The sequence below is a fragment of the Duganella margarita genome (genome assembly GCF_009857535.1).
Lineage (GTDB): Bacteria > Pseudomonadota > Gammaproteobacteria > Burkholderiales > Burkholderiaceae_D > Rugamonas > Rugamonas margarita.
The window spans coordinates 1-7,403 of record NZ_WWCS01000047.1 but is presented as its reverse complement, the minus strand read 5'-3'; the positions used below and the strand labels follow the sequence as shown (position 1 = coordinate 7,403).

Here is a 7,403-nt window from a genome sequence, read left to right as displayed (position 1 = left end):
CCCACGCCGCTGCCGGCGCCTGCGGCGGACTTGCCACAGTCGGTGGCCAACCTGGCGCGCGCGGCCGCGCCGGAGCCACCGTTGGCGCAGCCGCCGACAGCAAGCGCCCCCGTCAAGCCGGCCGCCGTGACGGCTTCCGATGAGCCGGTCGTCAATTTGCGTGATCTGCCGGAGCCGATCCAGCGCGCGATTCCGCCGGTGGCGGTGGGCGGCTACATCTATTCCAAGAACGCCGCCGACCGCTTGTTGCTGGTCGACAAGGTTCTGCGCCACGAGGGCGAGGAAGTCGCGCCCGGCCTGCTGCTGGAGAAGTTGCAGCCGAAAGAGGCGGTATTTAACTTCCGCGGCTACCGTTATCGCATTCCCTATTGAATCGTAATTCGCCTGTCATAAAAAAATGATATTTTCTTATCGTTGTGAACTCAGCAAGAGGAAAAATCATGAAACAGTTGAAGTGCCTGCCATTCCTGATCGCCGCCGTGGCGTACGTGCCGCGCGCCCATGCGGCCGAAGTGGTCCAGTCGGTTGAACCCAGCAGCCTCAGCCTGCTGTTGATTTGCTTCGGCCTGATCGTGCTGGCCGGCGCGCGCCAACCGAGCAGTATCAAAGTCGAAGAGTAAGCCTGCTGCGCCTGGCAACTGTTGCTGCGTATAATGACGAGCATCAACAGGATGGTGAGGTAAGGCAATGCATCAAGTAAGTCCCACGTTCGCGCGCAAGGTGCTGGGAGTAGTCGGCACGTCGGGCAGCGGCAAGACCACGCTGCTGGAACATTTGCTGACGCAACTGGCGGCGCAGGGCCTCAAGGTCAATGTCATCAAGCACAGCCACCACGATTTGCAGTTCGAGCCGCCCCACAAGGACAGCGCGCGGCTGCGTACCGCCGGTGCGGCCGAGGTGATGGTGGGCTCGCCGTTCCGCTACGCCATCATCCATGAGCTGCGCGACGCCCCCGAGCCGACGCTGGACGAACAACTGGCGCGCATGTCGCCGGCCGACCTGACGTTGCTGGAAGGCTTCAAGACCTATCCGATCGACAAGCTGGAAGTTCACCGGCTGGAAAACGGCCGGGCGCCGCTGTATCCGCATGACGAGCGGGTGGTGGCGGTGGCGGCCGATCATCCGCGCCCGGACGGCCTGCGCGCCAGCCTGGCGTGGCTGGACGTGAATCAGCCGGCCGAGGTGCTGGCCTGGCTGCTGGCGCACCTGAAAAAAACTTCAGTGCCGGGCTAAAGTTGCCGGCACGGCTTCCGTTAATAAGGTGATAGCCCTTAATGGAGGTACGTATGGACGTCACCGGTATTGCTCAACTTTCAACCACGATGGCCGACACTGGCACCAAGCAGGCGGTCGGCGTTGCTGTATTGAAAAAAGCCCAGGACATCCAGGCATCCAGCGCCAGCGCGCTGATCGAGGCGATTCCGCCGGTGCCGAATCTGCCGTCTCACCTCGGCAACACCATTAACACCAAGGCCTGACGGGCCGCCGGCGACGCGTCCTGCGCCGCCTCGTTGTTCCGCGCAGCGCCTGCTGCGCGGCGCGTGTTTGCGCACGCCTTCTTTCCCTTGCGATGGACCAGATGCGGCGCCGCCATATTGCTGGTAGGCTGCGGGTGTTTTTATTTTTATCTCAGGAGATTCAGCATGAACAAACGTCAAGCTTTGATCGCGGCGGCGCTGGCGACGGTGTGTGCGGCGCAAATGGCCCCGGCCGCTGCGGCCGATGACAAGGAAAAATGCTACGGCATGGCCAAGGCGGGCCAAAACGATTGTGCTACCAGCGCGCATTCCTGCGCGGGCCAGTCGAAGACCGACAGCGCGCCGGAAGAATGGAAATATGTGCCGAAGGGCACGTGCGAGAAGGCCGGCGGCAAGACCACGCCGCCGGCCAAGTAACACGTGATACCGGCGCCGGCCGACAACGCGCGCGCCGCAGCCGCGCTGGGCGTCGGCGTCGGTTTGCGGGCGCCGCATTACAGGCAATTCCTCGAGCAGCGGCCGCGCGTCGGCTGGCTGGAGGTGCATAGCGAGAATTACCTTGATGAAGGCGGCTGGGACTGGCACGTGCTGGAGCAGTTGCGGCGCGATTATCCGGTGAGCTTGCATGGCGTTGGCCTGGGACTCGGGTCGGCGCGTGGCTTTTCCGAGGCGCATCTGGCGCGCGTGCGGACACTGGTGAAGCGGGTTGAGCCGGTATTGGTGTCCGAGCATTTGAGCTGGGGCGCGGTGGCGGATCGCCAATTAAACGACTTGCTGCCGCTGATGCTGGACCGGGCGGCGCTGGCGCTGATGTGCGCGCGGGTCGACCAGTTGCAGGAGGTGCTGGGGCGGCAGGTGTTGCTGGAGAACGTGTCGACCTATGTGCGTTTCCATGCGGATGCGATGAGCGAGGCGGAGTTTCTGGCGGCGCTGGCCGCGCGCACGGGGTGCGGGCTGTTGTTGGATATTAATAATTTGTATGTGAACCAGTGCAATCACGGTGAGGATGCGCTGGCCGCCATGCAGGCGATTGCGCCGGGCGTGGTGGGCGAAATGCATCTGGCCGGGCATCTGGTGACACCGCAGGCGGTCATCGATCACCACGGCGACCGGGTGGCCGAGCCGGTCTGGCGATTGTACGAAGCGGCTTTGCAACGCTTCGGCGCGGTGCCGACCTTGATCGAGTGGGATACGGATTTGCCGGCGCTGGATGTGCTGCTGGCCGAGGCGGAACGCGCCGCCGGCTTGCACGCCCGCGCCGCCGCGCCGCTGACTGTGCGCGCAGTGCCCGCCATGCCGGCTGATTCCGCCGCCGGTGGCGAGACTGGCGACGGCGGGCTGGCGCATGCGCAGCAGCTGTTTGCCGGCGCGCTGTTGGGTGACCGCCTGGGCGCCCAGGCGCTGGCGCAGTTTACGTCCGCCGGCAGCGAGCATCGCTTCGCGCTGTATCGCGGCAACCAGAGCGCCACTTGGTACAAGACGCTGGCGGCCGCCTATCCTGTAGTGCTGGCGCTGGTGGGCGAGGAATTCTTCGGTGGCCTGACGCGCGCGTATGGCCGCGCGCAGCCGTCCGACAATCCCGACCTGAACCACTTCGGCGCGCGTTTCGCCGCCTTCCTGCGCGAGTTTCCGCATGCGGCGCAGCTACCCTATTTGCCCGATCTGGCCGCGCTGGAGTGGGCCTTGCACCGCGCACATTACGCGCCGCAGGCGGACGGCCTCAGCGCCGCCCAACTGGCGGCCATCGCGCCGGATCAAATCGAAGAAGCCACGTTCCGCCTGCATCCGGCGGTGCAGTTGCTGGCGTCCCGATGGGCGGTCGTGCCGTTATGGCTGGCGCATCAGCCCGGCAGCGATGTGGCGTTTCCGCAAGAAATGGCGGCACCTAGCCAGGCACTGGTGGCGCGGCCGCAGTGGCAGCCCGTTCTGCTGCCGCTGGATGCAGCGGCATACGCCGCCTTGCAGGTGCTGGCGCAAGGCGGCACTTTTGGCGCCGCGCTCGATGCGGCGTTTGAACTGGATGAAGCGTTTGATGTCGCCGCCGCGTTGCAGCAATGGCTGGCGCAAGCGGTGCTGGCGGCGTAGACCGAGGTGACGGGCGTCAGTTGTCGCGCTTGAAGGCGCGCAGCAGCTGGGCTTCGCCGGTCAGGTCGCGGTGCAGGCGGGCGGCGACGGCGGTCAGTTCGATCATGCGGTCGATGTGCACGTCTTCGAAGCGGGCCAGTTCGGCGGTGGCCTTTTGCAGCGCGTCGGCCAGCTTGTTGCGTGCCACCTGGTACAGCGTGCCGTGATACTGGTCGGTGTTCTTCAACAGTTCTTCGGCATTTTCGATTACCTGCCGCAAGTCGCCCAGCAAGCTCTCCTGGGTGGGGCTATGTGGTTGCTGACCGTCCATGACATCCCCCTTTAGGCGAACTGGTTGAAATGACAAGCCCGCCTACTATAGCGAGGCCGGGGCACACCGGCTTGCGCGAGATCAAGCGTGCGCCGGCGCAGCTTGAAGCTTACATCATAATTGCCGCAACACAAGTAATATTACGCTGCAACCACAGTAATATGAATGTCGCCCACGCGCACTTGCTGGCCGGCGCGGATTTTGGCGGTCTTGCGCAATTCCTTTTTACCGTCGACTTTAACGTCGCCGCTGGCCACGATCATCTTGCCGGCGCCGCCGCTGTCGCACAGGCCGACCAGTTTCAATAACTGATTCAGCTCAACAAACTCGCCGTTTAATTCGAAACTTACTTTCTGCATTTTATCCTCTGGTGCCATGATGTGAAGGCGGTGTTGCCCTGCTTACGTCTAGTGTAGCGGCATTCCGACAGGCGCGCAGTTTACCCTATCGGCCGAACCTCAATCCGATTGCTAGGTAGAAAAGAAGTTGCTATTCTGAGGTAACTGCTACTTTTTCAGGCAGGGCGCAACGACCTTCAAGCGAGTTGCATCATGAATAAGTTTTCTTTGACCTTGGCCACAGCCAGCCTGTTCGGCGCCGACGCGCTGGCGGCTGATCCGCCGACGCCGCCTTCCACCTTCCCCTGGTATGAACCGCGCGCCAGCGGGACCTTGCTGTTTGACGTGGCCGACCGCCAGACGGCGCTGGCCGAGACCTTGCAGCAGGCCGGCACGCGCCGTTTCAGCGTGGTGAGCGGCGTGCCGCAGCTGCATTTTGGCGCGCTGCCGGATAATCCGGGCTTGCTCGATCCGCTCGGGCCGGTGCTCAATGAGCGCGGCAAGCGCTGGCTCAGCAGCGCCGACTTCGAAAAGAAAATGGGGCGCGGCACCGGCATTTTAACCGTTGGCATCCTGCGCGAGGCGGGCGGGGCGCCGGGCATGCAGCAGAGCATGTCGATGATGCTGAACACCCGGCCGACCACCACCTTCACCTCGCTCTCGCTGGGTTATGCGCTGACGCCGCGCAGCGCGCTGATGGCGATGGCGTCCTATGGCAAGACCGAAGGCATCGGCAGTCCGGACAGCCTGCTGGCGCAGGTGTCGTCGGTACGCACGGTGGCGTACAGCGCCGGTTACGTGCGGCGCCAGTGGCTGGCCGAGAACGACCGTCTGGCGCTTACCTTGTCGATTCCGGCGCGGGTGCGCACCGGTACGCTGGAATACAGCGGCGCGGCGGTCAATCTGGCGCCCACGCCGGCTGCGCTGGCGCTGGGGGTGCCGACGCTGAATCTGCGGCCCACCGCCACCGAACGCGACCTGGAATTCAGCTACACCCGCCTGTTCGGACGCGAGGGCAGCAAGGGGCGCCTGACCGGCGCGCTGATGTGGCGCGTCAATCCCGGTCATGACGCCAACGCGCCTGTCGACGCGCTGATGGGCGTGCGCTACTCCTACGGGTTTTAACCCTTGGCGCCCGGCCGCGTCATGGCCAGCGGCACGATCCACTGCTCGAATTGCTCGGCGGTGACATAGCCTAGCGCCAGCGCAGCCTGTTTCAAGGTCGTGCCTTCATGCTGCGCTTGCTTGGCGATGGTGGCGGCCTTGTCGTAGCCGATATGCGGCGCCAGCGCAGTGACCAGCATCAGCGACCGTTCCATCAATTCCTCGATGCGGCCGCGATTCGGCTCGATGCCATGCACGCAATGTTCCTCGAAGCTGCGCATGCCGTCGGCCAGCAGGCGCGCACTTTGCAGGAAGTTGTGGGCGATCATCGGCTTGTAGACGTTGAGCTCGAAGTTGCCGGAGGCGCCGCCCATGGTGATGGCGACGTCGTTGCCGAACACCTGACAGGCCAGCATGGTCAGCGCTTCGCACTGGGTTGGATTGACCTTGCCCGGCATGATGGAGCTGCCCGGTTCGTTTTCCGGAATGCTGATCTCGCCCAGGCCGGAGCGCGGGCCGGAGGCCATCCAGCGCACGTCGTTGGCGATTTTCATCAATGCGGCGGCCAGCGTCTTCAGCGCGCCGTGGGCGTTCAGCAGGGCGTCGTGGCCGGCCAGCGCGGCGAATTTGTTGTCGGCGGTCTTGAACGGCAGCTTCAACGCGTGCTCCAGCTCAGCGGCTATGCGGGTGGCGTATTCGGGATGCGAATTGAGGCCGGTGCCGACCGCCGTGCCGCCGGCCGCCAGTTGCAGCACGCCGGGCAGCGCCGCTTCGATCGCATGGGTGGCGAAGTCGAGGTGGGCGACATAGCCGGAAAATTCCTGGCCCAGGGTCAGCGGGGTGGCGTCCTGCAGGTGGGTGCGGCCGATTTTGACGATGTCGGCGAAGGCCACGGCCTTGGCGTGCAGGCTGTCGCGCAGCTGTTTGATGGCCGGCAGCACGTTGTGCGCCAGCGCCTGGGCGGCGGCGACGTGGATGGCGGTGGGGAAGATGTCGTTGGACGACTGGCCTTTGTTGACGTCGTCGTTGGGGTGCAGCTTGCGTTCTTCGCCGCGCACGCCGCCCATCAGCTCGGAGCCGCGGTTGGCCAGCACTTCATTCATGTTCATGTTGGACTGGGTGCCCGAGCCGGTCTGCCACACGGCCAGCGGGAATTCGCTTGGGTGGCGGTCGGCCAGCACTTCGTCGGCGGCCTGGGTGATGGCGATGGCTTTCGCGCCGTCCAGCAGGCCGAGGTCGAGGTTGACGCGGGCGGCGGCGCGCTTGACGCTGGCCAGCGCGTGGATCAGTTCCAGCGGCATCTTTTCGGTGGAGATGCGGAAATGTTCCAGCGAGCGCTGGGTTTGCGCGCCCCACAGCTGGGCGTCTGGGACGTCGATCGGGCCGAAACTGTCGCGTTCACTACGGGTGCTCATGGTGAATCCTTGGTAGTAAAAGAAGGTATTTGAGTGTAGCGCAGTTTGCAAAAATTAACCGGGGGCTACAAAATTGGGAATTCGCGCCGTTATAGCTGTTATACCTTTTGAATGCTCGCCTGACCGCGATCCTGGATGATGCCGCTTAAGTCTTTGCTAACTTCGATTTGCGCCCTGGCCGTGGCCGGCGCCACGCTGGGCGCCGCTGCCGCCGAGCTGGGGGAGATCGCGCCGCGCTCGTATATCGGCCAGCCGCTGGCGGTGGATATCGAGCTGGTGGCACTGACGCCGGAAGAGGTGGCAGGCTTGCAGGTGCGGCTGGCGGACGGCAATGTGTATCGCGGCGCCAATGTGACGATGAATCCGGCGCTGGCGTCGGTGCGCTTGCAGGTGGAGCGGCGCGGGGCCAGGTCGGTGTTGCATGTGACCACCACCCGGGCGGTGGATGCCGATTATGTGCATCTGTACGTGGAGCTGGGCGTGCCCGGCAAGCAGGATGTGAGGCTGGCCACGGTGTGGTTGCAGAAGGACCCGAATCCGCCGGCGCCGGTGGTGGTTGCGCCGGTGGCGTCGGCCGTGCCGCCTGCCAGTGCGATGACGCCGGCGCAGGCGGAGCAGATTACGGCGCAGGCCAGGGCGGCGCGCCTGGCGGCTAGCGGGACGGCCCGGACGG

11 protein-coding genes are annotated in these 7,403 nt (G+C 64.6%); 8 read left to right on the top strand and 3 right to left on the bottom strand.

The features are described from left to right. The 6 genes from GTP55_RS28865 to bufB form a co-directional block, all read left to right on the top strand. The coding region (locus tag GTP55_RS28865) for a general secretion pathway protein GspB (protein WP_161048210.1) at window positions 1-372 on the top strand (372 nt) is incomplete at its 5' end. Window positions 373-440: 68 nt separating this feature from the next. Then, window positions 441-620 carry a PEP-CTERM sorting domain-containing protein gene (locus GTP55_RS28860; protein ID WP_161048209.1) on the top strand — a complete coding sequence of 60 codons (180 nt, stop codon included), beginning with the start codon at window positions 441-443 and terminating at the stop codon, window positions 618-620. A 67-nt stretch (window positions 621-687) separates the two neighbouring features. After that, window positions 688-1,233: a molybdopterin-guanine dinucleotide biosynthesis protein B gene (mobB, locus tag GTP55_RS28855; protein WP_161048208.1), complete on the top strand. Its 546-nt coding sequence runs from the start codon at window positions 688-690 to the stop codon at window positions 1,231-1,233. A gap of 53 nt (window positions 1,234-1,286) precedes the next feature. Further along, complete coding sequence (locus GTP55_RS28850) at window positions 1,287-1,478, top strand: YjfB family protein (RefSeq protein ID WP_110846895.1); 192 nt, start codon at window positions 1,287-1,289, stop codon at window positions 1,476-1,478. Between the two features lie 165 nt (window positions 1,479-1,643). Next, on the top strand, window positions 1,644-1,895 hold the full coding sequence (locus tag GTP55_RS28845; protein WP_161048207.1) for a BufA1 family periplasmic bufferin-type metallophore: 252 nt from the start codon (window positions 1,644-1,646) through the stop codon (window positions 1,893-1,895). Window positions 1,896-1,898: 3 nt separating this feature from the next. Beyond that, entirely contained in the window at window positions 1,899-3,563 is a 1,665-nt protein-coding gene (bufB, locus tag GTP55_RS28840) for an MNIO family bufferin maturase (RefSeq protein WP_371868479.1), read from the top strand. Window positions 3,564-3,579: 16 nt separating this feature from the next. On the opposite strand, the gene GTP55_RS28835 is transcribed toward bufB, so the two are convergent. Continuing rightward, window positions 3,580-3,873: a hypothetical protein gene (locus GTP55_RS28835; protein ID WP_161048206.1), complete on the bottom strand. Its 294-nt coding sequence runs from the start codon at window positions 3,871-3,873 to the stop codon at window positions 3,580-3,582. A 140-nt stretch (window positions 3,874-4,013) separates the two neighbouring features. Beyond that, a complete protein-coding gene (locus GTP55_RS28830; protein ID WP_161048205.1) occupies window positions 4,014-4,232 on the bottom strand; it encodes an RNA-binding S4 domain-containing protein in 219 nt (72 codons plus the stop codon). Between the two features lie 192 nt (window positions 4,233-4,424). On the opposite strand from GTP55_RS28830, the gene GTP55_RS28825 reads away from it, so the two are divergent. Beyond that, on the top strand, window positions 4,425-5,336 hold the full coding sequence (locus GTP55_RS28825) for a hypothetical protein (protein ID WP_161048204.1): 912 nt from the start codon (window positions 4,425-4,427) through the stop codon (window positions 5,334-5,336). Here GTP55_RS28825 and fumC read toward each other — a convergent pair. Beyond that, window positions 5,333-6,730, bottom strand: a complete 1,398-nt coding sequence (gene fumC / locus GTP55_RS28820) for a class II fumarate hydratase (RefSeq protein WP_161048203.1) — start codon at window positions 6,728-6,730, stop codon at window positions 5,333-5,335. The genes GTP55_RS28825 and fumC overlap by 4 nt on opposite strands. A 153-nt stretch (window positions 6,731-6,883) precedes the next feature. On the opposite strand from fumC, the gene GTP55_RS28815 reads away from it, so the two are divergent. After that, on the top strand, window positions 6,884-7,403 hold a 520-nt coding region (locus tag GTP55_RS28815; RefSeq protein ID WP_371868477.1), incomplete at its 3' end, for a type IV pilus assembly protein FimV.